The organism is Ruminococcus sp. AF17-12 (genome assembly GCF_003479245.1).
Lineage (GTDB): Bacteria > Bacillota > Clostridia > Lachnospirales > Lachnospiraceae > Blautia_A > Blautia_A fusiformis.
The window spans coordinates 1-417 of sequence record NZ_QUGY01000012.1; the positions used below are offsets into that span (position 1 = coordinate 1).

Consider the following 417-nt stretch of genomic DNA (forward strand, 5'->3'; position numbering starts at 1 on the left):
GTGCAGGATAACGGGTACGGGCAGTTTCTGTTCATGCTGGGATACAAGCTGGAAGAATGTGGAAAACATCTTATAAAAGTAGACCGTTATTTTGCATCCAGCAAGATCTGCAGTCTATGCGGACATAAGAAAAAGGAACTGGCATTGTCGGATAGAATGTATGTTTGTGAATGTGGAAACAGGATGGACCGGGATGTGAATGCAGCAGTCAACATCCGTGAAGAAGGAAAAAGAATCTATAAAGAATGTGCCTGACGGCACAAGAAAAAAATCCGTAACCGGATAAACATAAAAAACAAAACCGCGGGACACGCGGGGATAGCCTGTTTTAGCTTTGCCCTAAAGGGTAATCGAGCAGGAAGCCCCCACTTCAAAATCGTAAGATTTAAGTGGGGGGAGCATGTCACGGTATCCGAA

General features: G+C 44.6%; 1 protein-coding gene. It reads left to right on the forward strand.

Annotated features, from left to right (window positions below; translation table 11 throughout):
• Positions 1-255 (forward strand): zinc ribbon domain-containing protein (locus tag DWW77_RS12920; protein WP_147419593.1); only part of this gene is annotated, 255 nt, incomplete at its 5' end.
• Positions 256-417 lie beyond the last annotated feature (162 nt).